Genomic DNA, 25,635 nt, shown 5'->3' with positions numbered 1-25,635 from the left:
CGCCTAGTGAGCGTCTCCAGAGGGCTTTCTGAAGGTTGCTGAGAGTGCCTTTCCTAGATACCCGAACGACGGCTATGGGGCTTTCGCGTCTATGGCGGCGGGGACAGCGTTGCCGCCTGCAACACATCCCCCAAGTCCTCGCGGGCATACAGCTGGCCGAAGTCCCTCCCGTCGACTTGGACCCGGGGCACCCGCTTGACTTTCAACAGATGGCTAACCCCCTGCCATGCTTGGCCCAGTTCGGCGGAGAGGGTCAGCAGTGTCGCATATCGCTGGTGGAAAATACAAAGGTCCGCCGGCGTGACGTATCGCTGCATTGCCCCCGAGGCCGGGTTACGGAACTCCGTCGATGGTGTCAGTCCCAGCATGACCAGCCGACGGGCTGCTGGCCAGCGCAGTCCAATGGCTTTCGCGAAAGTTTCCATATTCAAAAGGTCTTCGGTGCTACTGCGCGCGGCAATCAGCTCGTTTGTATTCACCATGAGGCTTCGATATCCGGTAGCGCCCTGTAGCCGGCCGAGGCGCGAAAGACGTCCATCGAGGCGCATCTGAAGGATTTCACCAGGAGGCACACGGAGCCGCAATCCCGCGGCGCTTACCTGCTCCCATTCCGGGTCGCCGTCCGATACCTGAACCGCATCATCCAAAAAGCCGGATAAAAACGCCTTTGCCTCGTCCGGATCCCAGAGCGGCGCCAGGCCCTCGCCCTCGAAACTGGGCTGCAGGAATCCCGCCGCGCGCAGGGTGTCGACTTGCGACTTGGACATGTTCAAGAGCGTCAGAATATCCTTCAGCGTGACCGCCTTTGCTGCGCGTGCCAGAAAGTCATTGGCCTTATTGGCGTCGAACAGCTCCCAGGCCGCAAAGGTGCCCTGACCACGCGGTGTCACGTAGCCGTTCGCAGCCAGCATCGCGCGCAGCCTGTCGCGAGGGACTCCCGTTTCCTTGGATGCAGTCACCACAGAATGCAGGCGCCGCGCCGGTAGGATTTCTCCAAGGACGGCTTGCCCCGACGCAATCGGCCACGTCTGGAAGATATGGTCGCGCAGGATTGCACGAAACGGCTCGTAGGCCGAGCCTGTGAGATAACGGTCCAGATTGGCGTAAAGGACGCCGAAACGACGCGACGGACCGTCATTTGGGGAACCACCGCCGCGCTGCATCTCGGATAGAACCGCACGGAAGGCATCTTCTCCTTTGGACAATATGTCGAAGGCAGCGCAGATGGCCGCGTGCCGATCAACGTCGGTCATATCGCGCAGCTGCGGAAACCTATCGCGCAAAAGGCTACGTCCCAGCAGATCGCACACATCGGTTGCGGCCTGAAAATCGAACCGATCCAGCCAGGTCGACCCCAGCTGCCCCCGCAATCGAGCGGCGATCCACAGATCGAAGGGCGCAGTGCGATACTCTATTTCCGTCGCACGGCGCCAGTCAGCGTCAGAGAACCGGGCGGCGGTATCCAATCGGCGACGAGAATCGCCCTCCGTCCATAAGGTGGTTAGCCATGTCCCATGTCGCGGGCAGACAAAGTTCAGGTCGTGCAACCATTCTGCGCGGATTGATGGAAGGTTCGTTGCTTGGCCACCTTGATCGGCGACATCTTCAGCGAGGCAGGCCAAGCAGCAACGCATTTCATGCTCGGACAGGCGCGCACGGTTCATGACCATCCCGTGCAGCATCGTTCTGCGCGCGTCGAGATGACATGGCGTGGTTGCCATCAGGATCTCGGTATATGTTCCGGAAAGATCCGCAACCTGTGCAACGCTCTCTGGCTCACCTGCCAGAACCGCGGCCCAGTCGATGCCCATATCGTTGCAGAATTCTTCGGTCGCGCAAAAGTTGCGCTCGGCCAGCCTCGACACAAGACTGAAGGCGGGTTCGCCCGGGCGATGCTCAACGGTTAAGGGTAAGGCGGTCATCCCGGTCCAGAATTTCTGCTGCTGTCCTTCGATAACCATAAGAACTCGCCGGCTCAAACAGGTTTTTGACCTGCATCTGCAACTTCATTTTTCGCAAATTCATGTTTGTTGTCAGGTGGTTGACTCGAATCGGTCGCTGCATCAAAGATGAGGGATCATTTTCTGCTTTGGATTTTCACGGGTTCAGCGGAGTCTCCTCCTCAGAAGAGAACCAGCAGAGGATCCACACCCGAAAAGAGGAAGCGCACCCGAAGGTGCGCCCAGAGTTGGGGCGAAAGCCGCCCGATGTGTATTGCCACCGTAGAAGCCGAAAACGGCTCTGGCAAGAACGGCTTTCGATCCTGAAATCGAAATTACACCCGGTCGGCATCTGCCTGTCCGGGACAGGAGAAGTTATGTTCAATCGCGAACACTGGGATCCGACGCCGCACAAGCTGCCGGAGCAGCCGCCGCTGGAAATCCACCCGATCCACAGCGTGCTGCCCTTCACGGGCAGCCGCAATCCTTTGACTCGCAGCAACACCGCCCGCCGTGTCTCGATGACGTTTTCCACGCCGCATCTGAATGGGGTGCAGCAGGTCTTCCTGTTCGAAAGCGAGCTCGAAAGCGTCGTCGCGCTCGAGGCAATGCTGTCGCCTGGCTTTTATCACCTTGAGGTTCAGCTTCCTCCGTTCTTTTACAACACGCATCTAAAGCGGCCCCCGCGACATTACTTCGATCTTCGTGTAACTTTCAGAGACGGCCATCGGCGCCTGTTTTTCGTCCGTAACGCAGAGAGCTTGCGGCACCAGACCACTGCGGACGAAATCGCCGCCATCTACCCCGCTATTCCGGCGCATTTAGGCGACAGCTTTGTGGTGGCGAGCGGTGAGCACTACAGTCGTGCCCGCCGGGATAACCTCCGCAGGATCTGGGATCTGAGCCAGGATATTGATCTCGACGCGGACCTGTATGTCCTCGAGGTGGCACAGTCCCACACCTACAGCTTGGCAAAGGATCTGGTGAGCGCGTGCCATGACCTTCCCAGATATGACGCCATGCATTCCATCTATCGCCTGATTGGTAAGAATCTTCTTACCGCCAACTGGGATGCGACCATCAATCAATGCTCGCGGGTCTGGCCGACAAAATGACAACCCGACCCGTCTATAACATTCCGCGCGGATCCGAGCTGATCCTCGACGGCCATCGCTGGAAAGTGGTGGGCGTCGCGCGTGATGATATCGACGTGGAAGCCGAAGACGGCACGCAGAGCAGTCTGACCCGTGACCGTATCGAGGAGGCAATCCTTGCCGCGCGCTGTGAGGTGGTGACGCCCGCCGATGCCGAAAAGCGCAAGGCGCTGCTGGATTATACCGGCGGTTTCGATAGGCTTGATCAACTGACCACGGATCAGCAGGCGCTTGTGCGCGACCGCCAATTGGTGATGCGCGCCCTGACCCATCTCGAGGAAAGCGGTCGGAAGTTGACGCAACGCTATCTCGATCACCGGGATACGGTCGCCGAAATCCGCCGCCTCGCTCGCCGCATTTTGGAAGATGAACACGGCTATAGCCCTGAGCGGGCGCGGCGGCGTGTGGCGGATCTGAAGGTCATGCGCGGTCGCACCTTGCAGGAAGACTTCCGGCTTTATCAGCGCTTTGATGGCAATCCGGTTGCGTTGATGGACCGCCATCATATGAAGGGTCCCCAGGGAGAGGCACGAAAAAAGCTGGACGCCTTCCAAGAGCGCTTCATTCGGTATGTCCTCGAGCACTTCTTGAAACCCGTCAAAGTCAAGGTCGCTTCCCTCCTACGCATGGCCAAGGAGGCATACGAGCAGACTGCGGAAGGTTGGCAGCAACTCAGCTGCTACCCATCGATCACGACCATCCGCACCCGCATCAAGGCGATGTCTGCGACGCAGAAATGCATTGGTCGCGATGGCATCCGACAGGCGACCAATCTGATGGGGACCGGAGCGACGGACATTCGCGCCTTCATATTCGGCGAACGTGTCGAGGGCGACGAGGTGCTGTTGTCGATTATGAGCAACGCCAAGGGCGGGTTGACCGTCAAAATGATCCCCAAAAAGGAAGCAAATAATAAACCGGATGACAACGAAATCTTCCGCTGCTGGGTTCCGCTGATGCTTGATGTCGCCAGCCACATGCCGCTGGCCTGGGTGATGTGCGAGACGCCGAACGCCGACCATACGCTCGCGCTGCTGCGCATGGCGATGCGGGACAAAACCCGTGAGGCTGCTCGATATGGCTGTAAGCACATGCCGGCGCCAGCCGTGCGCATCATGACAGCGATCGCAGACAACGGTATGGCATTGCGGAACGGCACCGTCCGCGCGGCGCAACTTGGCACCGGCTCCACCGTCATCGATACCAGAACCTACCACGCGACTGACAAGCCATATGTCGAGCGGTTTTTCGGCCGGCTGCAGTGGGAGGTCCTGAACTTCCTTCCTGGATATGTCGGGAGCCGCCCCGGAGAATTGCCGGGCTACGATCCGAAGAGGGCGGCCTCACTCACGCCCGACATGGTCTACGGTATTATCACTAGATACCTGATCGACGAATATCCGTTCCAGCCGCATAGGGGCACTGGAATGTTCGGGGTCACGCCCAAGCAAAAGCTCGAGGAGGTTTTGCGCGACTATCCGACGCTGACTCCGCCCAGCCCGTCAGAACGCCGCCTGCATCTGGGGCTGAAGAAACAACTCACCGTCACGTCCGAAGGGGTCAAGCCATATGGCATTCCCTACAATTCGACTGCGCTTCAGCGTTGGGCCGACAAATCACCTGACAAAAAGGTCAATGTTCATATCGACCCGGATTTCCCGCGCCAAGTTAGCATCACGGTCGAAGGCAGCTCCGAGGTCATCGATGCCCATCTGACGATGACGGCCCTGGCCGATCTGACGCTGAACGAAATGCTCGAAGTGATCACGGATGCCATTCAACGTCGGCCGGACCAGCGCCGGATCGAGAACCAGCACCTGAAAGACGCCCGGGCACGCAGGACCATGGAATCAGGCTTCTTCACACCGGCCAATCTTCCTGAAAGCTGGACCCTGCTCGAACGCCTCGAGCGCCAGGCCGAGCAGCTGCTTTCTGTCGAAATTGTCCCGCCGGGTCCCCTTTCGCCCAGACCGAACCTGATGGAGCGTGGCCCGTCGAGCATCGCGATCCCCGTCGCTCCTTCGTCGCTGTCGGCACCGTCTGCCGAACCCAAATCCGCCCCCCAGGAAACGCCCAGAGGCCGGGTGTTCCGCAAAATCGAAAGAAACCCGTCGTGACCAATCCCTTCGTCATCGAAGAAATTGCCGAAACCGCCAGCAAACATGCCGTGTGGCACTATCCTTTTGAACGCGGTGCCAAGATCCAGCAATCGGTGGCACAGATTTTCAGTCGCCATCTGGGCGGTCTGCGCAGCGGCAGCAGGTTCGAAACCGAGGGTCTTTTGGTCACCGGCAACTCCGGGGCCGGAAAAACGCGCGAAGTCCATCACGTGATCAGCGGCTTTAACGCAAGCGCCCCCGCGCTTCCCGATGGGAAAGCCGCCCGGATCGTCTCGTGCATGCTGGATGCAAAGGGCGGCTGGAAAGGTCTCGGCAGCATGACGCTCGCGGCCTTGGGCTATCGCTTAGCCGACAGCGCCCGAAACACCCAGATCCAGATCTGGCGCAAGGTCATCCAGCAGGCGAAGGCGCAAGGCGTCGTCGGTATCTACTACGACGAAGCGCAGCATATTTTCCGCGGCAAGTCCGAACGTGAACAACTCGCCATTCTGGATTCGCTGAAAACCCTGATGAAATCGGAGGAATGGCCCCTCATCCTGATTTTTTCCGGCGTTCCTGAACTCCATGGCTACCTTTACCAGGAAGAGCAGCTGTTCCGCCTTTTGACCGAGGTGGAACTGAAAGACATCGAGCTTCCGGAAGACTTCGACATCCTGCACGAGCTTGTTTCGAATATGGCGCTGGACGCCGGGCTCAACCCTGCGCCGGCGCTTGCGACGGAGGATTTCTACCACCGTCTGGCCACCGGCGCTGGGTTCCGTTGGGGCCTCGCGATCATGATCACCAGCCGCGCCATCGAGGCGTGCCACCTTGCCGGCGGAGATGTCCTTTCGGTCGATCATTTCGTGCAGGGCTGGTCGAGCAAGACCGGAATGACCCCCGTGGCATCGCCGTTTCTCAATAAGCACTACGTTTCGGCATTCCCTAATGACCGGCTGTTCTGGAAGCAGCGCATTGGTGAGGAGACGGCCTGAGACACCAAGTGGGGCGGCCGTCAACCCGGCGATCGTTTTTCGCATAGGGCCCGACCTGAAAAGGGGGGCGTCAGGACCGCTTCCGACGCCTCATCAAACGGAAATGTGCCTCCGAGCGCTCCCATAACGGCTTTTCATTGGATGAATTCGTGTGAATCAATTCCTGGGTCGAATGCGAAAAGTCAACGTAAGTATATGTTATAATTGAAAAGAATCGTTGACGACCCCACTCAGTGTGGCAGGATCCATATTGAGCTGGTTGCCGTTGCTCAGCTTCACCCAGATGTCATCGAGCACCTCCGGCTGACCTGAAGCCGGTAGTCGATCCCTTGTCTTCCATCCAGTCCGCCGGGGCTTGTGCTGCCCCGGCCCTGTCGAACGCTGCTTGCCAGAACGGAGTAACCGCAATGCCACCAGATCTTCGACTTGAGGACCTTTTTGCTCAGGCCGCACTCTACGATCTTGTCGAGGCCGGGCCCACCGCTGCCGATCTTGCGCAGGCGCCCATGCTCGATCGCTGGGTCGCGATGCAAGACCGCATCGGTCGTGTAATGCTCTTTGGACGCGTCACCGATCACCCGCGCCTTGGTAACCGCGACATCCACACCTCCCAAGTCTTCGGTCTTGATGCCACTGGGAAATGGGCACGCACCTATAATCGATGGTATTCGCTGGGCACACCCTATCCAGGGCGCGGAAACGACGCATTCAAGCTCCCGACACTCCACACGCTATCCGGCCCGGATGAAATCCGCGCCGTTCTGGCTGCGGAGAATGGCATGCTTCGCGACCTCCTGGCTCGCATTCGAAGGCAATGACACGCGGTGTTTTGGCCGGGCCGCCCGCCGTTCGATCCCTCCGGCAAATACCAGGCCAACGCGACTGCAAGGTCGCTGCGGCCTGCAACTGATCCCCCATTCATTGAGGATACGTCATGCCGCTCATTCCCTTTGCCCGCTTTTCCTTCCCCAACCCGGCCTTCAAAGCTGGGCCCATTGAGGAACGACTGCGCCAACATCTGCTTCAGATCCTCATGGCAAAAGAGAAAGACGACTATCGGTTCAACCCATCTGGTCAGCCACCCAAGGAATGGTCTGAACTCGATTTGCCTCTGGCCAAAACACGCCGCATTCGTCAACGCGCTGCGGATATTGCTGCCTGCTATGCCAATCGGTCACCTTTTTCCAGGCTGCGATCCGAAGACCAGCAACGCCTCACTCCGATCAAAGCGGGGATCGAGGGTGTTAGTATACCCAGTGAACATCGGGCTGATGAGATCGCAGCCGCTCTTCAGGACGAATATCCTTGGATGGGTGCGGTGAATGACAAAATCTTGCATGCCATGCGGCGATCTGTGCGGCGCGGCGATCCCGCGTTCCGGATGCCGCCCATGGTGCTCTCCGGCCCGCCCGGGATCGCAAAAACGCATTTAGGTGCCACGCTCGGAGAAAAGATCGGGGTGCCCAGCCTGATTTATGAATCCACCAGCCAAGGCGCTTCGTTTGGCTTGGTCGGATCCCAAAAAGGCTGGTCCAACGCAGAACCGGGCCAGTTGATCGACATGTTGCTGACGGAGCGGGTGGCTAATCTGGTTGTGGTCGTCGACGAACTGGAAAAGGCCGGCTCGGTCATGTCCAGCAAAGGCCAGGTGTTCGACCTCGCGGCCTCGCTGCTGCCCCTTCTCGAACCGATGAGCGCGGCCCGGTGGACTTGCCCGTATTTCAAGTTGCCGTTCAACCTGAGCTGGATCAACTGGATCATCACCGTCAATGACCATAGATCATTGTCCGCGCCGCTTCTGAGCCGGTGCCCCCCTATCCATGTCCCGTATCCTACCCGAGATCACCTCGTCCGGTTCGCCGGTCGTGAAGGGCAGCGCCGCGATCTGTCAGATACGTCGATCGAGGCCATCGGCGAGGCGCTGACCCGGGCCATGAAACAGGGCTACCAGCCCGATCTCCGCGTGGTGCTGCGCATGCTCGATCTCGCAGAGGACCTCGAAAACCGCCCAACGCTACACTGAGCCAGCGCCCCTGCGATGCCAACAGAACGGATCATATCATGGCACTTTCTCCTCAACATCGCGCCGGCTTGGATAGGGCGCTCAAAGCCATCGCCGAGGCCGAAGCAGGTCCGACAGAAGCGGATCTGACCGACGCCCCGGTCATCGATCATTGGCGTCCCCTGCGATCAGGTTCCCGCACAATCGTGCTCTGGGGCTATGTCTCGGGGCACCCGCTGCTCGGTCGCGACACCACGACGACAAGCCCGCTCCTGGCGATCGACGTGGAGGCGGGATGGGCAAGGACGAAGTCGCGATGGTATAATCTCGGTCGACCCTTTGCGGCGCTGGAAGCCGAGCTTGCCGAAAGCATAGGCGTCGAATGGCCAGCGGTCGACTTCATCCAGTTTTCGCTGCCCGGGTATCTTCCGCTCGAAAGGCCGGATCAGCTGCCTGAGCTTCTGGCCAGCTACATCGCCTGGGTGCGTGAATTTGATGCGGCAGACCGCTCAGCTTCCAGACGGGAGGTCTGAATGCTTTGGTTCACGGCCAATCCGCACTACTCACATGGCAAGGTCATCCGTTTCTGTGACCGCCCCTTTCCGGACACAGACGCGATGAATGCCTACCTGCTGGCCGAATGCCGCGCTAGCGTCGGGCCTGATGATGACCTTTTGATTCTGGGGGACCTTACGGCAGGAAAGGCGACCTCCGCGCAAAGGGATGAGGTGCAGCACATCTTCCTCGCCTTGCCCGGGCGCAAGCACCTGATCTGGGGCAATTACGATCCTGACTGGGTTTGCGCCCTGCCTTGGGACAGCGTTGCGGAAACGGCCGACATCGTCGTGGACAAGCGGCGACTGGTCCTCTGCCATTATCCGATGATCACCTGGCCCGGGGCACGGCATCGGGGGTTGCAGCTGTTCGGGCATGTTCACAACAATTGGTGGGGCAGGCGGAACTCGGTCAATGTTGGCGTTGATGTCTGGAATTTTCGACCGGTCAACTTAGGCGAGATCGAAGCCCGGGCCGCGGGCCTACCAGCCAACGCACATTGGGATCAGGTCGAACCGGGCCGCGCCAATCCCACGGTGCTGTGCGCGAGCTGCGGCCGTATCCTCGATCCAGCCTTGGTCGCCGGGCACGCAGTGGTGCGCAACGGGCAAATCGTCGTGGCCGATGCGAACGAGACAATCGTCGTTATGAACGACGCTTTGTGCAAACGATTGCCTGAGGGGCGGCATGTCTGTCCCGAATGTATCGGCGGTTACCTGTCCATCATGGGAGCCGCGCCGCCCGCCGGTTTCACCTTCGATGAGATGGCGAACCGGGCGGTTCCGAAGGAGGAATATGATGCCAGCGGAAATCCCTACGAACAAACCGAGTCCCGAGGAACGCCTGCTCGCCACCATCAATCTGATCGACGCCTCGCGGGCCTGTGCGCTACTACGCATAGAAACGCACGATCCGGGAAGCATCATGCACGCTATAGCTCGCGATGGTGCGGTCATCACCCTGGTGCAAAACGGCAAAACAATGTTGCCGCTGTTCCAGTTCGATGCGGCAAACGGCCTTGTCTTTGATGTCGTCCGCGAGATCCTGTGCTTTAGGCCAGCCCGTGTCAGCAACCTGAGGCTCTGCTACTGGCTGACCCGGGCCCATGTGGATTTCGGCTGCGCGCCGGTGCATCGGTTTGGTCGTGATGACATAGCAATTCTGGCCGCGTTCAGGCGATACATCGAGCCGCATTATCACGGATGATCACCTTTTGCCGAAGAACGACGGCATCGCCCGGTGCGGAACCGTCCGGCATGGGGGCCGTCAGTCCCGGCAAGGTGCGCCGGTATCGCCTTGAATTTTCCTCGCACACAGGGTTGTGGTAAGCACGACAACAAGGGCGACATTCTTCGATTGCCCAGATGACGAGGGCAGCATGGCAATCAAGAAAAGCGACATCTACCGATCCCTGTGGGACAGCTGCGACCAGCTTCGCGGCGGCATGGACGCCTCGCTTTACAAGGATTACATCCTCACGGCTCTGTTGCATAACTCAGGTGATGGGCGCGGTTACCCCCTCCCCGGACAGACTTATCCTACAGCTTCCGTGACCGGGATGCCGAGCGCGGTGTAGCCGTTCAGGACGGCGATGCGGATCTGGAACTCGGCGACCTGACGGTCGAAGTCCCTTGCCATGAGCCGCTGGCCCAGCAGTTTGACACAATGCATCTTCGTCTCGATGCGGCTCCGGCGGTGGTATCCACTCCATCGTCGCCACAGGGTGCGGCCGAGATACCTGGACGCCCGGAGGGCCTCGTTGCGCGCGACGGCTCCAGCGGTGATGGTCTTCCAGGTCTTCGCGTTCCTGCGCGGTGGGATGACGGCATGGGCTCCGCGATCTGCAATCGCATCGTGGCACTTGCGCGTGTCGTAGGCGCCATCTGCCGTGACGCTACCGATTTCCTGGTCCTCCGGGATCTGGTCGAGAAGGTCAGGTAGGATCGGCGCATCGCCGACGTTGCTCCCGGTGATCTCGACAGCCCGGATCTCTAGCGTTTCCTCGTCGATCCCAAGGTGGATCTTGCGCCAGACCCGCCGTTTGGGGCCACCATGCTTGCGAGCGTGCCACTCGCCTTCGCCCTCGACCTTGATTCCTGTGCTGTCGATCAGCAGGTGCAGCGGCCCTTTGGAGCCGCGATACGGGATGTTCACAGCCAAGGTCTTCTGGCGGCGGGACAGTGTGCTGAAGTCAGGCACCGTCCAGTCGAGGCCAACCAGACGCAGCAGGCTCTCGACGAACCCGGTCGTCTGCCGGAGCGCCATGCCGAATAGCACCTTCATCGTCAGGCAGCTCTGAATGGCAGTATCGCTGTAGGTCTGCTGGCGGCCACGCCTCCCCGTCGGCACGGCATCCCAGCTCATCTCGGGGTCGAACCAGATCGTCAGCGAGCCCCGGCGCTTGAGCGCTTCATTGTAGGCTGGCCAGTTTCTGGTCCTGTAGGTTGGCGGTGTGGGTCTGCTCATACATCATGACCTGCCCCCCGGAAGTTCCCTCGCTGTGATGTAGAGTCTGCCCAACCTGAGAAGGAGCAGACGACATGAGGAAAAGCCGGTTCACCGAGGCGCAGATTATCGGGATGATCAAGGAGCAGGAGGCGGGTTTGCCGACTTCCGAGCTTTGCCGGAAGCACGGGTTGAGCCCCGCGACGTTCTACAAGCTCAAGGCGAAGTATGGCGGGATGGACCTGTCGGACGCCAAGCGGCTGAAGCAGCTCGAGGACGAGAACGCGAAGCTGAAGCGCCTTCTGGCCGATGCCATGCTGGACAACGTGGTTCTGAAGGATCTCTTGGGAAAGCCCTGACGACACCGGTGCAACGGCGGGACGCGGTGCTGCGGGCGATGAAGGATCATCCGATCTCTCAGCGTCGGGCCTGTGTCCTGATCGGTGTCGATCCGAAGACGGTGCGGCGTGACAGGCCACCCGACAACCCGGAAATCCGTGAGGAGATGCACAAGATTGCCGAGAAGCGCCGGCGGTTCGGCTACCGGCGCGTGGGCATCCTGCTGGAGCGCAAGGGCATGATCATGAACGAGAAGAAGCTCTATCGCATCTACCGGGAAGAGGGCCTGTCGGTGCGCCGCAGGCGTGGCCGCAAGAGGGCACGAGGTAGCCGGACGCCAATACCAGCGCCGTTGAGGCCAAACCAGCGGTGGTCGTTAGACTTCCTGTCCGACACGTTCGGGGCCTGCCGCAAGTTCCGCATTCTGGCTGTGAACGACGATTGCTGCCGCGAGAACCTGGCGTTGATCGCTGACACGAGCATCTCTGGGGCTCGGGTGGCACGGGAACTGGATGCGCTGGTCAGGATTTACGGCAAGCCCGCTTGCATCGTCAGCGACAACGGAACCGAGTTCACCAGCAAGGCCATCCTGAAATGGGCCAACGCGAACGGCGTCGAATGGCACTACATCGACCCGGGCAAGCCGCAGCAGAATGGCTACATCGAAAGCTTCAACGGCAGCCTGCGCGACGAATGCCTGAACGAGGAAATCTTCGACAGCCTGGCTGATGCCCGCCGCAAACTGGCCCTCTGGCGCTACGACTACAACAACGTCAGGCCCCATTCCTCGCTGGGCAACAAGACCCCGTCCGACGCGCGCCGAGCGCTTGAGCAATCTGAGGGCTCCGCGCCCGGCGCGCTTGCCACACCCGAAACCAACCAATATCAACCCCAAGGACTCTCGTTATGAACGAGGGACGACCGGGGGGCAGGTCACCTCTGGTGTGCCGATGTTGCGTGGCGGCGACATAAAGGCCGGTCGCATCTCTACTGATGTGCCCCTGATTACCCATGAGAAAGATGCCGAGTATGCGCGGACACGCCTAGAGGCAGACGACGTGGTGGTCGCATTGGTCGGCTATCCTGGCGAGAGTGCTATAGTCCCACCACGGCTCGCGAGCGCCAATATTTCGCGGGCGGTTGGCCTTTTGCGCCTTTCAGGCGGATTGAGACCGGACTACCTCGTCCACTTTCTGAATTCGTCTATGGGCCGCTCGGAATTCCTTCGTCCTGGTGCCGGCTCAGCGCAAATGGTCGTAAACCTAAAAGACCTGAACAAGCTCGAAGTCCCTTGCCCGCCAACCGTCAAGGAGCAGGAAGCCATCGCCGAGGCGCTTTCGGATGCGGATGCGTTGATCGAGGGGCTGGAGCGGCTGATCGCGAAGAAGCGGCTCATCAAGCAGGGCGCGATGCAGGACCTCCTGACCGCCAAGCGCCGCCTTCCGGGGTTCTCAGGGGAGTGGGCGGAGAGCACTATTCAAGACGCTGCGATTGTCGACCCGGAGGCGCTCGGGGCCAGCACATCTAAAGACCGTGCGATCAGATATATCTCATTGGAGGACGTAAACCGAGGGGCACTAACTGGATGGACCGAAACGACGTTCGGTAACGCGCCTTCGCGAGCAAGGCGTGTCTTGCGTGAAGGTGACGTATTACTCGGAACTGTCAGGCCGAATTTGCAATCACACTATCTCTTTAAGCAATCAGGAGATGACTGGATCGGATCGACAGGCTTTGCTGTCCTTAGAGTGCGCCCAGACGTGTGCTCGTCGCGATATCTTTTCGAGCTAATCATGAGCAACTTCATAGGCAGACAAATCGAAGAACTGATTGCTGGTTCGAACTATCCGGCGATTAGTAACAGAGAGGGTCGGAAGCTTCAGATTTTGGTTCCGCCGCTCGATGAACAGGCCGCGATTTCCAGTCTCCTGCGGGACATGGACACCGAAATCCAAGCTCTCGCAACCCGCCTCGACAAGGCGCGGCAGGTGAAGGAGGGTATGATGCAAAACCTTTTGACGGGCCGGATACGACTGGTCTGACAATTCTTAGTAAGTGATGTGAAAGGCGGGAACAGCGGCATGAGCATGATCGGCGAAGCGGAGCGCAAAGCGCAGAACAGGATCATCGACTTGCTGACCGCCCGCCGCTCGGAGGCAGCCGGTGGCCTTGGCTGGCGTTACCTTGGCGACTGGAAGAAACGCCCGGACAACGCCAATATCGAACCCGAATATCTGCGCCCGTGGCTGCTGTCTCGCGGCTATACGCCCGAGGTGGCCGACCAGGCCATCACCCACCTGAAACGCGCAGCACGGATGGAGGGGGCGAAACTCTTCGACGCCAACCGTGCGTTTTATGACGCGCTGCGCTTCGGAATTGCCGTTACCCCCGGCCCGGGCGAGGCCCCGGTTACCGTCCGCTTCATCGACTGGGAAAACCCCGCCGCAAATGACCTTGGTGTGGCCGAAGAGGTCGCGATCAAAGGTAAGGACGCTAAGGCGTATAACAAGCGGCCCGACCTGGTGCTTTATGTCAACGGCATCGCTCTTGGCGTCATCGAGCTGAAGAAATCAGCCATCAGCGTCGGCGAAGGCATTCGCCAGACCTTGGACAACCAGCGCCCGGAGTTCATCAGGCATTTCTTCACCACGGTGCAGATCACCTTCGCAGGCAACGGCAGCGAAGGCCTGCGCTATGCGCCCATCCAGACGCCCGAGCCCTATTGGTTGGCATGGAAGGAAGAAAGCGACATCACGGCCCGCCTTGATCGTGACGTGACCCAGATGATGGCGCCGGCGCGGTTTCTGGAATTGATCCACGATTTCACGCTGTTCGATGGCGGATATAAGAAGCTGGCCCGCCCGAACCAGTATTTTGCTGTGAAGGCCGCCCAGGACCGGGTGCGCGCAAAGGAAGGCGGCATCATCTGGCAGACCCAAGGCTCCGGCAAAAGCCTGATCATGGTGATGCTGGCGCGCTGGATTCGCGAGAACTATCCAGATGGCCGCATCCTGATCGTCACGGACCGCAAGGAACTGGACCGGCAGATCGAGGATGTCTTTGGCAATACCGGCGACAAGGTGCGCCGTGCCCGCACCGGCAACGATTTGATGGCCGCGCTGGCAGACCCCACCGATCGCATCATCTGCTCGCTGGTCCATAAATTCGGCAAGCGTGAGCAAGGCGAGATGGAGGGGCTGGTGGCCGACATCCAGAACGCCAATATCGGCGCGCCCGTCGGCGAGTTCTTCGTCTTCATCGATGAGGCCCATCGCACCCAGTCCGGCAAGCTGGCGAAAGCCATGCGCCAGATCATGCCGGATGCCATGTTCGTCGGCTTCACCGGCACGCCGTTGCTCCGGTCGGACAAAGGGACCTCGCTTGAGACCTTTGGGCCCTAAATCGGCAAGCCCTACCGGTTCGACGAAGCCGTTGAGGACGGCGTCGTGCTGGACCTGCGTTATGAGGCGAGGGACATTGATCAGCGTATTACCTCGCCCGACAAGATCGACGCCTGGTTCGAGGCAAAGACCAAGAACCTGACGCCAATCGCGAAGGCGACCCTTAAGCAACGCTGGGGCACGCTGCAGCGCGTCCTGTCGAGCAAGGATCGCCTCGAGCAGATCGCAAGCGACATTATCATGGATATGGAGTTGAAACCTCGCCTGAAGGCCGGTCGGGGCAACGCCATGCTGGTCGCCGGGTCAATCCCCGAAGCATGCAGGTTCTTCGAGATCTTCAGCAGGTCCGGCTCCACCCTCGCCAGCAAATGCGCCATCGTGACGTCCTATAAGCGTGCCGCGCCGGAACTGACCGGCGAAGAAACCGGGATGGGCGAAACCGAAAAGCAGTATGTGCATCGGGTTTATGACGACCTGCTGGGGGACAAGAGCGAAGAGGATTACGAGGAAGAGGCGCTGCGCCTCTTCAAGAACCAGCCGGGTCAGATGAAGCTGCTGATCGTGGTGAGCCGTCTTTTGACGGGATTCGACGCGCCAACTGCGACCTACATCTATATCGACAAGCAGATGCGAGACCACGGCCTCTTCCAGGCGATCTGCCGGGTGAACCGGCTGGATGGCGAAGACAAGGATTTCGGCTATATCGTCGACTACAAGGATTTGTTCCGGAACATCGAGAATGCCGTCGAAGACTATACGTCGGAAGCCTTCGATCAGTTCGATAAGGAAGATGTTGAGGGCCTGATCACTGATCGGGCAGAACAGGCGGACGATGACCTGCGGACTGCCCGCGAGGCGTGGCTTGGCCTCCTGGACGCAGTCGAACAGCCCAAAGGTGATGACGAAATATTCACCTATTTTTCTAGCCCCCAAGGGATCGAGAACGATCCCGATGCCGAAGAGAAGGGCCGCCGGCGCCAGACCCTTTATCGCCTAGCCGGACAATATGCCCGCACCTATGCCAACGTCGCATCCGAGCCTGATGCCTCCGGCTTCAACGAATTGGAAATGGCTGAAATGCGCAAAGAGGTGGAGCGCGCAATCAACATTCGAAACGAGGTGCGTCTGCATAGTGGCGATGCCGTTGATCTGAAGCTTTATGAACCTGCGATGCGGCACCTCATCGATACCTATATCCGTGCAGACGATTCCACGACAATCTCTCACCTGGACGATATCAGCCTGATCGACTTGGTCCTGAGCAAGGGCGTGGATGCCGTCAACGGGCTGCCTGCCGGTGCCAACCGAAATCGTAACAACGTCGCAGAGGCCATCGAGAACAACGTCCGCCGCCTCATTATTGACGAAAGCCCGGTTAACCCGCGCTTCTACGAGCAAATGTCTCAGCTGTTAACGGACCTTGTCACGCAGCGCCGCAACGATGCTATCGAATACGCCGAATACCTGAAGCGCATCGCCGAGCTCGTAAAGCAGGCCAAATCTGGCCATGGGTTGGACTACCCCGCGAGCATCAAGTCCGCGGGCCAGAAAGCGCTGTTCGACAACCTGAATAACGATGAGGAACTTGCACTGCGCGTCGATCAGGCGGTGCGCGATGTCGCACCGGATGGCTGGCGCGGCCACATGATGAAGGAAAAGAAAGTCCGGCGTGCGGTGGAGGCTGAACTGCCAGGAGACGAAACCCTCGTCGACAACATCATGGCAATTTTGAAGAACCATAGTGAATACTGAGCACCATACGTTTGGCGGCATTGATGTTGAGGTGCATTGGAAAAGCATCAAGAACCTTCATGTTGGCGTCTACCCACCTGATGGCCGCGTGCGCGTTGCAGCCCCGACGGCCGTAAGCCTGGACGCTATCAGGCGTGCAGTGCTGCTGCGGATGGCATGGGTGCGGCGGCAGCAAGCGCGGTTCTTGGCCCAAGAGAGGCAATCACCGCGCCTCTATCAGTCCGGCGAAACTCACTATGTCTGGGGGCGCCCGCTGCGCTTGGAAATCGTCGAATGGGACAGGCGGAACCATAAGATCGCGGTTCTAGGGAATGATCGCCTGTCGATGAGCATCCCTTCGAACAGTAGCAGCGATCAGCGGGCCAGATGGATGGCCGCCTGGCGACGGGCCGAATTACGGATGATTTCTGCCCCCAAGGTCCAGAAATGGTCCGCGGTCCTTGACGTGAAGCCGTCAAACTGGGGCATCCGCGACATGCGCACAAAATGGGGCAGTTGCAACGCCGCCAAGGGTATCATCTGGCTCAACGTCGAGCTTTCAGCCAAGCCTGTAATCGCCATCGATTATGTTATCCTGCATGAACTTGCGCATTTGATCTCGGACCGTCACGATGACCAGTTTGTTGCGCTTCTCGATCAACATATGCCGCAATGGCGAACCATTCGGACCGACTTAAACCTGTTCCCTCTGGCGGCCTGGGACACACAGTCGCCAACACAGACATGTCTCAAATCCAAATAATTAAAAGGACGCCAATGCCCCACCTTTCCATCAAAAATAGCGATGCTTCCAATCGTTTGAATGATTATATTTTTTCCTGCACCAAATCAGGGTATCCGAGCGTAGTCTGCAAGCGATACACCAAATATGCTGACGTCGATGTGATGTTTGATCTATCGGACAGCTTCAGTCTAAGCCCCTACGAAGCAAGATCCAAAGAGATATTGAACGCCGTTTCCACTATAGTAGAAAAGCACACTTCTCTTAGGGGTGGAGATAATATTTCTTTATTTGATGTCCATATTGGGAAGCGCGAAATCCCGGTCGCTGAAGCGCTATCCGCAGAACTCCATGATTACTATATGGCCCTGGTTAACAGCGCCAACGAGCAGTCGGCATGATACATGCGCGGCCAGCTCTTTGAACCGCGTCTAACCAGAACGCATTAATATTCGTATATGGTTCGATCAAAAATATATGCCGTTTATGGCAGGATGATTTTTCGGCAGTGTTTTCATGGGACAGACCAAGCCCACTCCGCCGCTCGGTTCCCTCCACTCCAGAGCCATCGTGTGTAAGCGCCAAGCTTGGCCGCAGGACCCTTGTCGAAACCGAAGCTCCGCAGCTAGAAAACTTGCATAGAAGACGGGGAACGATTGTGACCGAACGTAACGACATATCGGACCTTCTGGCCTTCATTGGCCGCGAAGGCGACTGGCGGGAACGGCTGCAGGATGTAGTCGCAGAACACCTGCTGCCTGCGCTCGAGGAATTCGAGATCGACCACGATGCACTCTCCGACTTGCTGGGCGAGCAGTGGTCGGGCGTCCTGTGGGGATGCGGGTTCGAGGACTTTCTTGGCCAGCGCTATGATGACGGCAACATCGTAGATCTTTACCTGAAGCGGCGCGGCTGGAAGGAGACCGCCCTCAATCGGGAATATTTCGCCGCGCTGCGGGATGCCCCGGTCAGCCTCTATGAGGTCAGTGATGTCCGGCCAGGCACCTCCATGGTGTTGCGCGATCTGCTGACTGATGCCCCGCCAGTCACGGTGCGAGAGAAATCCGCTACGCGCACGCTGAAGCAATGGGACCGCATAGCCGTGCGAGTGGTCCCCGAACGCGATCATCACATCATATCCGGGGCACTGTTGCCCTTCCGTGCCGAGGCAGTGGAGTTCCTGTTCACAGGATTGCGCGATGCCCTGAAACTGAAGAAGCGCGATGCGCTGCGGCTCAATCGCGAGCAGCTGATGGGCTGCGCGCCCATCTTCACCGCCGCGTGGCTGTTCGTCGAGATCGACCGCGCCCTTACCCCAATCGAGCCACAGTTCATCAATTCGGACGGCGACGATGTCTTGTTCCACGACATGCGTTTCCCGCTCGCCAACGGCGTAACGCAGAAGGCGGTGGCGGAGCAGCTGGACCGGGTGAGGAGTTTCCTGCCCGAGGGACCGAAGTTCTGGAACTGGCTGGCAGCGAGGAAGAAACAGGGCAGCAAAGCGAGTGGCGGCATCATGCTGGACTCGCAGATGGAGGGGGCCACCGTCCTGGGCTCTTTGGATCTGAAGGGGAAGACGCTGCACGTGACCGTCAATTCGGCCAAGCGCGCGGCCAAGGTCGAGGCGTTGATCCGCTCGGCCGTTGGCGATCTGTTGAAATCGCCGCTGACCACGATCCGGACGGTGGATCAGATGCGGGCCGACCAACGGAGTGACGAGCCGCGCGAAGGCACTGATAAAATCCCCCCCGACATTGCACGCCAGCTGATGCAGGATCACCTAGACAAGCACTACCGTGAAACGCTGGACGCGCCCATCCCGGCACTGGGAGGCAAGTCGCCGCGGCAGGCGGCGCGCACGGCCGCGGGCCGCGAGAAGGTGATCGACTGGCTGAAGATGCTGGAGAACCGCAGCGCCGCGAATGGCGAGGGCTCGATTGCCGAATATGATTTTGGCTGGATGTGGGTCGAGCTTGGGCTTCAGGATCATCGGAAATGATACCCGGTAGCCGGGATCTGCGCCGTGCATTTCGGGCTTTTTTCGTCACCCTACGACAATCCATGCCCGGAGGGCACCCTCAGCGCGAAGAGACGCCCTTTCTCGCATATAGATCATGTGGTTAAGTCTGCGCAGGCTTTTGGTTTCTTGCGCACCCTTTTGCTTTCATCGGCGAACGACGCACAGGAGAAAGGCTTGAATCGAAATAGTTTTTCGATTCGGCGAATCGGGGTTCAAACGCCTTTTGCGCATGCTTTTCCTTTCCTTGGCACTTTTTGCCGATTCGACCGCCGAATGTCAATCGGCACGCAACTTTGACCCCCTTTCGGCGCCCAATAATGACCCCGCTTGGTCAGCACGGGTAGCTGGCCCGATGCGGTGTAGCCTCCATACAGCGCAACCGGATCGGGCCAGCGGCGTCTCGGTCATTCCCGCGTCTTGAAGCGCCAGCTCTCGTTGCCGGTCTCGACGATGTCACAGTGATGGGTCAGTCGGTCGAGGAGCGCCGTTGTCATCTTCGCGTCTCCGAAGACGGTCGGCCATTCGCCGAAGTCGAGGTTCGTCGTCACGATGATCGAGGTGCGTTCGTAAAGGCGACTGATGAGGTGGAACAGGAGCTGGCCACCCGTCTGGGCGAACGGCAGATATCCCAACTCGTCGAGGATCAGGAAGTCGAGGCGGCACAGGAGATCCGCAGTGCGTCCCTGTCGGTCGGCGCGGGCTTCGGCGTCCAGCTTGTTCACCAGGTCCACGACGTTGAAGAAGCGGCCGCGCTTGCCACGGCGGATGCAGGCCCGGGCGATGCTGACGGCAAGGTGGGATTTGCCGGTCCCGGTGCCGCCGATGAGGACGACGTTACGCTGATGCTCGAGGAACTCTCCGGAGGCCAGATCGCGCACCAGCGTTTCGTTTACGGGCGTGTCTTCGAAGCTGAACTCGTCGACTTCCTTGGCCAAGGGCAGCTTGGCGATGGTCATCTGGTATTTGATCGAGCGAGCTTGTTTCTCGCTGATCTCGGCGTTCAGCAGGTCGCCCACGATTTGCTGCGGTTCGTGCTGTCGCTTCACCGCCGTGGCGATGATCTCATCGTAGGCGGCCTTCATGCCGTAGAGCTTCAACTGGCCCATCGCGTCCAGCACCTGTGATCTTTCCATGGCGGGGTCTCCTGAGGCTGTCGTAGCGTTTGCAGTCGGCCACGGGCTCGCAGGTCAGGCGCAACGCGTCCGGCGTGGCGATGGTCAACGGAGGTGGTGGCTCGCGATGTCGGGCCAGGATGTTCAGAACGACCGATGCCGCCGGGGCGCCTTCGGTCAGGGCCTCGACGCAGGCAGCCTCGACGGCTTCCAGTCCATCCGTTGGGATCATGCTCAGGATCTGGACCATCTGACGGTCACCGTTCGGCACGCGCCCCAGCTTACGCTGGACGCGTCGTATCGCCGGCGGCAGTTCCCATTCCTTGAAGGGAGCGCCGTTTCGAAGGGCGCCGGGCTTGCGGGCCAGCACCGGGATGTAGTGCAGCGGGTCATAGATGGCCTTGTCGCGCCCGAAGGCGCGGTCGTGCCGGCCGACGATCTTGCCGTCCTGCCAGACCTCGACCCGCTCGGCATAGGCGCGGATCTCGACCGGACGGCCGACGGCGCGACCATCGACCGAGTAGCGGTTCTTGTCGAACCTAACGAGGCAGGTCTTGGACACCGAGGCCGGCACGGCATGGAATCCGTCGAAAGGGCCGACGTAGGGCACCAGGCTCGCCCGCTCATCCTGGAACACGTCCCAGATTGTCCGATCACGCAATTCCTGGTGCGGATGGGCCTTGGCCCAGGCAATACAGCGATCCTGAAGCCAGGCGTTGAGTTCCGCGTAGCTCTTGAAGCGCGGCCGCGGCACGAAGAACCGCCGCCGGACAACGCCAACCTGGTTCTCTACTTGTCCCTTCTCCCAGCCGGACGCGGGGGTGCAGGCGACGGGATCGACAAGGTAGTGTCCGCACATCTGCTGGAACCGGCGATTATACGCGCGGTCGCGGCCGACGAAGATCGTGTCCACCGCCGTCTTCATGTTGTCGTAGATCCCACGCGCACAGGCGCCGCCGAAGAAGGCAAAGGCCTTGTCATGGGCATCGAACACCATTTCCTGCGTCTCTCGCGGGTAGGCCCGGACGAACAGCATCCGGCTATGACAAAGCCGGACGTGAGCCACCTTCACCGTGGTGGTCACGCCGTCGATCAGAACGACCTCGTGACTCCAGTCGAACTGGTAGGCTTCACCCGGATCGAAGCTCAGTGGCACATAGGCGGCGGCTGACGCTTCCTGCTCCGCCTGCGACCACGAAGCCGCATAGCGTCGGACCGCGTCGTAGCCGCCGTCATATCCGAGGGCCCTGAGCTCTTCGAAAATCCGGATGCGGGTCAGCCGCTCGCGCTTCGGCTTGCGCGCATTCGCCGCCAGCATCTCGTCGAGCTTGCCTTTCCAGGGACCGATCTTCGGCTGCGGTTGGACGGTTCGCTCGTAAGTCATCTCCGTTGCGCCGGACCGGATCACCTTCCGAACCGTGTTCCGCGATACCCGCAGCTCTCGGCAGATATGCTTGATCGACTTCTTGTCCTGGAAATACGCCCGGCGGATCTTCGCAATCGTCTCCACAACCAGCATCCCACACTGTGCCCCCCGATAGCCTCGGAGGCATCATGACCATCAGCGTAAGGGGGGTCATTTTTGGAAGCCGATTACCCCGTTACGGGGTCAATTTTGCACGCCGGTTCACAGGCTGCGGCCCTATCCGTGGCGGTGGCGAGTATCACCGCACGGATTCCGGTATAGGTTTGGCGCATGACCGAATCCCATGCGCCGGGGATGCCGCCCGGCAGGTTGTCCAAGGCGACAGCAGCCCGCAGGGACGCCCGCAGCGTCACGGCATGGGTGCCGTGGCGCAGGGTCGTTTCATATGCGGGCTGCAAGGCCATGGCGTTATGCGCCGGTTGCCATGCGTAGTTTCACAAAGGCGTCGGAGCGGACTACGCCAGCGCCCACGCGGCGGCGGGCGTGGATGCGATACATACCCGAGGTGCGCTGGGTGTAGGGATCGCCCAGCGTATCAAGGTCGAGGCGGTCATAGATGCGATACCCGGCCTTGAAGTCGCCAAAGATAATCGGCGTGGCATTCGCAGCAACGTCCGGCATGTGATCGGCCTCAACCACCGGCCGCCCGAGGATGGTTTCGGGCTGGCCGGCCTGATAGCTCGGCTGCCACAGATAGCGGCCGTCGCCGTCTTTCAGGGTGCGCAGAATACCCAGCGTGGTGCTGTTCATCAGCCAGACGCCCTTGTTACGGTAGCGCCCGCGCAGGGTATGCGTCATGTAAATCAGCGCATCCGCCGACAGGTTCGAGGCGTGGCCGTTGTTGAAAGCCGCAATGTCGGCATTGGTCAGAACGCCTTGCGGCTCAATCGCAGCGGCGGCACCAGCGCCGCCAATGACAAAGGCACGGGCTTCTTTCTCGCCAAAATCTTCCGCAAGTGCCTGGGCGATCTCGGTGGCGGCAATGTCGGAATCCTGCATCGCTTGCAGCGAAATATCGACATGAGTGGCGATTTCCTTGATGGAAATATCCATCTGATCAAAGGTCGGCTCGCTGCCAGTGCGGGCTGCGGTTTCACCAACCCATTGCGCATTGGTAACGCCAGTGCGGATCGGAATTTTCACGGTATGGGAAGCGGCCTGCCGCACATCGGCAATGGCGCGAACCGGCGAATAGTCCAGCAGGTTATGCAGAAACTCACGCGTGATCTGTTCCGGCACCATGACATAGCCGGGCGCATCGCCCGCAATGGTCAGGGCTTTGTCAATCATACCCACGCTGAAGCCAGCTTGATTCAGAGCCTCAAAATAAGCTTTGTTTTCGGCGGAAGTGGATTTGTCCACTTGCACCTTCAGGCGCTGCTCTTTCGCTTCCAGCGCATCAATGCGCGACAGTAGCGCCGCCACATCGGGATTGGGTTGCGACTTGTTTTCTTCCTTGGTCAGTTCTTTGTTTTCCACATTAAACTCCGTGTTCGTGGATTGCGATTTTACGGCGCTAATCCGCGCCTCGGGATGGGTGGGTTCCCGGCAAAGGGAAATTTCTGTAAGCGAAACCGATGTAAACAGCCGCTTACCATTCTGCATTTTCTCAAACCTGCCATTGTTGAAGCTGATAGATAGCCCCTTAATGACGCCGTTTTTAAGATAGCGGTGTGCAGATTTAGCAGCGGTGATCCCTTCAAGGAATAGTCGGCCTTTAACTTCCAGACCTTTATCGGTTTCAGCGATGGTTTCCCAAACACCGATAGCCTTGGACTTGTCATGCTCAAGGCAAATCGGCAGTTGCGACGGGATAATGAACGCGCCCGGTTCGATCAGATCGCCCTCAACATCCGGGCCAGAGAAAAGCCATGCCAACCCTGTGATTTCACCAGCTTCTGAAACGGTAAGCTGTGCCTTGGTTTCGATCCGGTCGAGGGTTTCAAGATCATCCATCGGCCTGCACCTCATCCGCGCCCAGCCAACGGGCGGCAAGGATCGCAGTTGCCAGCGGCAGCACCTCGGCAATGGGGCGATTGCGGGCGTAGCTGTTGACCAGCCGGTCGGCTTCCTCGGGGCTGGTGCCGCCGCCGATCAGGCCAAGGCGGATAACCTCGGCCAGATCGGCCAGCTTGAAGGCATGGGCGGTCAGGCGCTGAAACAGGGTGCCAATGCCGGTTTCGGTCTTGGCTTCCAGTTCCGTCACCATGTCGTCGGACAGGGTGAAAGGGCGCTCGCGATCCCCGAAAAAGGCGTTGATGCCGATCATGCGTAAACCCGGACGGGGACGGGCAGGCCGATCATGGCGCGCAGTTCGTCGGCGGTCAGGATACCGGCATTGACGAGTGCCAGGGCGATTTCCAGCGCCGCCAGCATTTCCAGCGGGCTTTGCGTGGTGTCATTCATCGGGGTTTTCCTCTTGGGGTTTCGATGCCGGTGCGGTCGTGCCGCCCGAGGTGGTGAAGGGATTCGCAAGCTCGTCGCCACCGGGCAGCGGCGGTTTATTCAGCGCGGCCCGGACCTCGTTCGGGGTCATGGCGCGCATGGCGACGAATTGGCTAAACGCGGTGGCCTGAACAGCGAAGTCTAGCGCCATCAGGTCTTTGGTTTCCGCCTCGATATAGAAGGCTTTGCGATCCTCGGGCGAAAGCAAGACCCGCGCATAAGCGGCCTGCCAGCGTTTCAGCCACGGGCGAAGGGTCAGGGTCAGGAATTGCCGGCCCATCTGTTCCGTATTGGACCAAGTTCCGCGCGACAGTTCAAAAAGCATCGTCGGCGGGATGCGGAAGGCGCGGGCGATCTCGCGGATTTGCTCAATCCGGTTATTGTAAAATTCCGCATCCGTGTTGCTGGTTGAAATACTGTTGTATTTCGTCCCCTTGTCAAGTAGGGCGGTGCCGCCAGATTTAACTTTGGCCCATCCGGTTGTGATCTTTTCTAACTCTTTCGCGTCGATATTATCTTCGTTTGAAAGATAACCGGAAGGTCGGCCATCACGACCAAACCAATTTGCAAGATGCTGTTCCGCTGCCAACGCAAGGCCAATGGCTTCCTTGGCATGGGTGATCGGGGAAACGCCGTCCAGCGTCGAGATATGCAGCACCTCAGTATAGGGCAGCACAATATCACCGCCACCTTTCAGGCGGATACGATAGGACGGTTCGCCGTAATCGTCGGTTTCGACCGATACCGCGCCGGGTTCGATCCGGTGCAGTTCGAGGGGCTGGCCGATGCCGTTGCGCACCACCTGCGCAAAGCCATGGCCGGTTAGAAGCGCATCGCGGGTCAGGTGTTCGCGCAGTTCCTCGGCGCTGGTCCAAGGACTTGCCTCGCCATGGATCAGTTCATAGGCCGGATGATCCTTCTGCGCCTCGCGGGTGTCGCGGGCGTGCAACTTGAACGGCAAGTTGCCGCAGGCTTCCGAGATAAGGCCGACAGCAGCAGCAACGGCAGGGACGCGCAGGGCGGTGGCGCTGGTGACGGTAACGCCAGACCGGACAGGTAGGCCACCGAATAGGCCGAACGCCTCGGGGCTGGTCAGGGTGAAGGCTTTTTGTTCGGTGACGCCTTGCCCGAACAACCGGGCAAGGCGCTGGGTGATACTCGACAACGTGACACTCGCAAAACTTCCTATGTGTTACAATGTAACGCAAAGATCAGTTATTACAAGTGCT

General features: G+C 59.5%; 22 protein-coding genes. 14 read left to right on the top strand and 8 right to left on the bottom strand.

Annotated features, from left to right (window positions below; all coding sequences use genetic code 11):
* Positions 1-89: 89 nt before the first annotated feature.
* On the bottom strand, positions 90-1,961 hold the full coding sequence (locus E3U26_RS20800; protein WP_499106401.1) for a TniQ family protein: 1,872 nt from the start codon (positions 1,959-1,961) through the stop codon (positions 90-92).
* A gap of 356 nt (positions 1,962-2,317) precedes the next feature.
* Here E3U26_RS20800 and E3U26_RS20795 point away from each other — a divergent pair, with 356 nt between their 5' ends.
* The 7 genes from E3U26_RS20795 to E3U26_RS20765 all read left to right on the top strand — a co-directional run bounded on the left by E3U26_RS20795 (position 2,318) and on the right by E3U26_RS20765 (position 9,773).
* Positions 2,318-3,055: a hypothetical protein gene (locus E3U26_RS20795; protein WP_499106400.1), complete on the top strand. Its 738-nt coding sequence runs from the start codon at positions 2,318-2,320 to the stop codon at positions 3,053-3,055.
* Positions 3,028-5,211: a TnsB C-terminal domain-containing protein gene (locus tag E3U26_RS20790; RefSeq protein ID WP_499106398.1), complete on the top strand. Its 2,184-nt coding sequence runs from the start codon at positions 3,028-3,030 to the stop codon at positions 5,209-5,211. Before E3U26_RS20795 ends, E3U26_RS20790 begins: the two co-directional genes overlap by 28 nt.
* Positions 5,208-6,188, top strand: a complete 981-nt coding sequence (locus tag E3U26_RS20785) for an ATP-binding protein (protein WP_499106396.1) — start codon at positions 5,208-5,210, stop codon at positions 6,186-6,188. Before E3U26_RS20790 ends, E3U26_RS20785 begins: the two co-directional genes overlap by 4 nt.
* A gap of 407 nt (positions 6,189-6,595) precedes the next feature.
* Entirely contained in the window at positions 6,596-7,006 is a 411-nt protein-coding gene (locus E3U26_RS20780) for a DUF6634 family protein (protein ID WP_499106395.1), read from the top strand.
* A gap of 116 nt (positions 7,007-7,122) precedes the next feature.
* Positions 7,123-8,211: a P-loop NTPase family protein gene (locus E3U26_RS20775; RefSeq protein ID WP_499106393.1), complete on the top strand. Its 1,089-nt coding sequence runs from the start codon at positions 7,123-7,125 to the stop codon at positions 8,209-8,211.
* Positions 8,212-8,249: 38 nt separating this feature from the next.
* Positions 8,250-8,723: a DUF6634 family protein gene (locus E3U26_RS20770; protein ID WP_499106391.1), complete on the top strand. Its 474-nt coding sequence runs from the start codon at positions 8,250-8,252 to the stop codon at positions 8,721-8,723.
* Positions 8,724-9,773, top strand: a complete 1,050-nt coding sequence (locus tag E3U26_RS20765; protein ID WP_499106390.1) for a phosphoesterase — start codon at positions 8,724-8,726, stop codon at positions 9,771-9,773.
* Positions 9,774-10,278: 505 nt separating this feature from the next.
* Here the strand turns inward: E3U26_RS20765 and E3U26_RS20760 are convergent.
* Complete coding sequence (locus E3U26_RS20760; RefSeq protein WP_179921185.1) at positions 10,279-11,211, bottom strand: IS5 family transposase; 933 nt, start codon at positions 11,209-11,211, stop codon at positions 10,279-10,281.
* Positions 11,212-11,285: 74 nt separating this feature from the next.
* On the opposite strand from E3U26_RS20760, the gene E3U26_RS20755 reads away from it, so the two are divergent.
* The 7 genes from E3U26_RS20755 to E3U26_RS20725 all read left to right on the top strand — a co-directional run bounded on the left by E3U26_RS20755 (position 11,286) and on the right by E3U26_RS20725 (position 19,402).
* A protein-coding gene (locus E3U26_RS20755; RefSeq protein ID WP_114537220.1) for an IS3-like element ISPfe1 family transposase occupies positions 11,286-12,439 on the top strand; the annotation gives its coding sequence in 2 pieces (ribosomal slippage) (positions 11,286-11,532 and positions 11,532-12,439; 1,155 coding nt in all).
* The gene (locus E3U26_RS20750) at positions 12,357-13,571 is read left to right on the top strand and encodes a restriction endonuclease subunit S (RefSeq protein WP_499106389.1); all 1,215 of its coding nucleotides are present in this window, start codon (positions 12,357-12,359) and stop codon (positions 13,569-13,571) included. The genes E3U26_RS20755 and E3U26_RS20750 overlap by 83 nt, the downstream gene beginning before the upstream one ends.
* A gap of 39 nt (positions 13,572-13,610) precedes the next feature.
* The gene (locus E3U26_RS20745; RefSeq protein ID WP_499106387.1) at positions 13,611-14,930 is read left to right on the top strand and encodes an HsdR family type I site-specific deoxyribonuclease; all 1,320 of its coding nucleotides are present in this window, start codon (positions 13,611-13,613) and stop codon (positions 14,928-14,930) included.
* Positions 14,931-14,975: 45 nt separating this feature from the next.
* Positions 14,976-16,682 (top strand): type I restriction enzyme subunit R domain-containing protein, encoded by a 1,707-nt coding sequence (locus tag E3U26_RS20740; RefSeq protein ID WP_499106385.1) that lies wholly within the window; start codon positions 14,976-14,978, stop codon positions 16,680-16,682.
* Positions 16,672-17,424 (top strand): M48 family metallopeptidase, encoded by a 753-nt coding sequence (locus E3U26_RS20735; RefSeq protein WP_499106384.1) that lies wholly within the window; start codon positions 16,672-16,674, stop codon positions 17,422-17,424. The genes E3U26_RS20740 and E3U26_RS20735 overlap by 11 nt, the downstream gene beginning before the upstream one ends.
* 14 nt (positions 17,425-17,438) lie before the next feature.
* Complete coding sequence (locus E3U26_RS20730) at positions 17,439-17,804, top strand: hypothetical protein (protein ID WP_499106383.1); 366 nt, start codon at positions 17,439-17,441, stop codon at positions 17,802-17,804.
* Positions 17,805-18,061: 257 nt separating this feature from the next.
* Positions 18,062-19,402: a DUF7986 domain-containing protein gene (locus tag E3U26_RS20725; protein WP_499106382.1), complete on the top strand. Its 1,341-nt coding sequence runs from the start codon at positions 18,062-18,064 to the stop codon at positions 19,400-19,402.
* A 425-nt stretch (positions 19,403-19,827) separates the two neighbouring features.
* Here the strand turns inward: E3U26_RS20725 and istB are convergent, their stop codons facing one another.
* The 6 genes from istB to E3U26_RS20695 form a co-directional block, all read right to left on the bottom strand.
* Positions 19,828-20,556 carry an IS21-like element ISPkr1 family helper ATPase IstB gene (gene istB, locus E3U26_RS20720; protein WP_024843951.1) on the bottom strand — a complete coding sequence of 243 codons (729 nt, stop codon included), beginning with the start codon at positions 20,554-20,556 and terminating at the stop codon, positions 19,828-19,830.
* Positions 20,486-22,054, bottom strand: a complete 1,569-nt coding sequence (gene istA, locus E3U26_RS20715) for an IS21 family transposase (protein ID WP_028717560.1) — start codon at positions 22,052-22,054, stop codon at positions 20,486-20,488. The genes istB and istA overlap by 71 nt, the downstream gene beginning before the upstream one ends.
* Before the next feature lie 315 nt (positions 22,055-22,369).
* On the bottom strand, positions 22,370-23,917 hold the full coding sequence (locus E3U26_RS20710; RefSeq protein WP_499106380.1) for a phage major capsid protein: 1,548 nt from the start codon (positions 23,915-23,917) through the stop codon (positions 22,370-22,372).
* Positions 23,910-24,230 carry a gene transfer agent family protein gene (locus E3U26_RS20705; protein ID WP_499106379.1) on the bottom strand — a complete coding sequence of 107 codons (321 nt, stop codon included), beginning with the start codon at positions 24,228-24,230 and terminating at the stop codon, positions 23,910-23,912. The genes E3U26_RS20710 and E3U26_RS20705 overlap by 8 nt, the downstream gene beginning before the upstream one ends.
* A complete protein-coding gene (locus E3U26_RS20700) occupies positions 24,227-24,367 on the bottom strand; it encodes a hypothetical protein (protein ID WP_499106378.1) in 141 nt (46 codons plus the stop codon). The genes E3U26_RS20705 and E3U26_RS20700 overlap by 4 nt, the downstream gene beginning before the upstream one ends.
* Positions 24,360-25,571: a phage portal protein gene (locus E3U26_RS20695; protein ID WP_499106377.1), complete on the bottom strand. Its 1,212-nt coding sequence runs from the start codon at positions 25,569-25,571 to the stop codon at positions 24,360-24,362. Before E3U26_RS20695 ends, E3U26_RS20700 begins: the two co-directional genes overlap by 8 nt.
* Between the last annotated feature and the right edge of the window lie 64 nt (positions 25,572-25,635).

The sequence above is a fragment of the Paracoccus ferrooxidans genome (genome assembly GCF_029909815.1).
In the GTDB taxonomy this organism is placed as follows: Bacteria; Pseudomonadota; Alphaproteobacteria; order Rhodobacterales; family Rhodobacteraceae; genus Paracoccus; species Paracoccus versutus.
The sequence above is the reverse complement of the archived record's forward strand: the minus strand, read 5'-3'. Positions and strand labels throughout refer to the sequence as shown.

Bases quoted from the DNA above. Each gene is read 5' to 3' on its own strand.
- istA (WP_028717560.1), bottom strand. From the start codon at position 22,054: ATGCTGGTTGTGGAGACGATTGCGAAGATCCGCCGGGCGTATTTCCAG.
- E3U26_RS20775 (WP_499106393.1), top strand. From the start codon at position 7,123: ATGCCGCTCATTCCCTTTGCCCGCTTTTCCTTCCCCAACCCGGCCTTC.
- E3U26_RS20780 (WP_499106395.1), top strand. From the start codon at position 6,596: ATGCCACCAGATCTTCGACTTGAGGACCTTTTTGCTCAGGCCGCACTC.
- E3U26_RS20710 (WP_499106380.1), bottom strand. From the start codon at position 23,917: ATGGATGATCTTGAAACCCTCGACCGGATCGAAACCAAGGCACAGCTT.
- E3U26_RS20800 (WP_499106401.1), bottom strand. From the start codon at position 1,961: ATGGTTATCGAAGGACAGCAGCAGAAATTCTGGACCGGGATGACCGCC.
- E3U26_RS20770 (WP_499106391.1), top strand. From the start codon at position 8,250: ATGGCACTTTCTCCTCAACATCGCGCCGGCTTGGATAGGGCGCTCAAA.
- E3U26_RS20700 (WP_499106378.1), bottom strand. From the start codon at position 24,367: ATGAATGACACCACGCAAAGCCCGCTGGAAATGCTGGCGGCGCTGGAA.
- E3U26_RS20745 (WP_499106387.1), top strand. From the start codon at position 13,611: ATGAGCATGATCGGCGAAGCGGAGCGCAAAGCGCAGAACAGGATCATC.
- E3U26_RS20765 (WP_499106390.1), top strand. From the start codon at position 8,724: ATGCTTTGGTTCACGGCCAATCCGCACTACTCACATGGCAAGGTCATC.
- E3U26_RS20705 (WP_499106379.1), bottom strand. From the start codon at position 24,230: ATGATCGGCATCAACGCCTTTTTCGGGGATCGCGAGCGCCCTTTCACC.
- E3U26_RS20760 (WP_179921185.1), bottom strand. From the start codon at position 11,211: ATGAGCAGACCCACACCGCCAACCTACAGGACCAGAAACTGGCCAGCC.
- E3U26_RS20790 (WP_499106398.1), top strand. From the start codon at position 3,028: ATGCTCGCGGGTCTGGCCGACAAAATGACAACCCGACCCGTCTATAAC.
- E3U26_RS20730 (WP_499106383.1), top strand. From the start codon at position 17,439: ATGCCCCACCTTTCCATCAAAAATAGCGATGCTTCCAATCGTTTGAAT.
- istB (WP_024843951.1), bottom strand. From the start codon at position 20,556: ATGGAAAGATCACAGGTGCTGGACGCGATGGGCCAGTTGAAGCTCTAC.
- E3U26_RS20795 (WP_499106400.1), top strand. From the start codon at position 2,318: ATGTTCAATCGCGAACACTGGGATCCGACGCCGCACAAGCTGCCGGAG.